Here is a 465-nt window from a genome sequence, read left to right on the forward strand (position 1 = left end):
TCGTGACCAGGATCAGGAGGCTGCGCACCCAGTCCAGCGCATCGAGGCCATCGGCCGCGCCGAACTGCAGGAACAGAAGGAACGCCCCCGCCGCCGCCACGATGGAAAAGGTCAGCGCCACGCTGCGCACGATCCGCGTCTGGCGCGCATCGAAGGGCATCGCCGGGGGCGCGAGGGGCAGGCCGTCGGTCGTGTCCAGCGCCTGCTTGGGCATCGCCAGCGGAGCCTGCGGCGCGCGCCCCAGCCGTTCGGCCAGGGCATCGACGTCGAAATCCTGCGGATCGGGTCGGTCCAGCATCAGCCGTTCACCCACTGGTACAGCCAGGTTTCCGTCAGTTTGCGGTCAAAGCCCGCCAGATGTGCCGACATCTCGACCGTCTCGCCCTCGGGCAGACGGATATCCAGCACCAGACGCCATATATCGGCGGTTTCGATCTTTTCCAGCGACTGACTTGCAATCTCGCC

General features: G+C 66.7%; 2 protein-coding genes. Both read right to left on the reverse strand.

The genetic code is table 11. The features are described from left to right. The coding region (locus tag ACLD7X_RS18825; protein WP_411425205.1) for a hypothetical protein at window positions 1-298 on the reverse strand (298 nt) is incomplete at its 3' end. Beyond that, window positions 298-459 carry a glucan biosynthesis protein gene (locus ACLD7X_RS18830; protein ID WP_411425206.1) on the reverse strand — a complete coding sequence of 54 codons (162 nt, stop codon included), beginning with the start codon at window positions 457-459 and terminating at the stop codon, window positions 298-300. The genes ACLD7X_RS18825 and ACLD7X_RS18830, both read right to left, overlap by 1 nt. Between the last annotated feature and the right edge of the window lie 6 nt (window positions 460-465).

The sequence above is a fragment of the Aphanothece microscopica RSMan92 genome, assembly GCF_046613545.2.
In the GTDB taxonomy this organism is placed as follows: domain Bacteria; phylum Cyanobacteriota; class Cyanobacteriia; order PCC-6307; family Cyanobiaceae; genus NIES-981.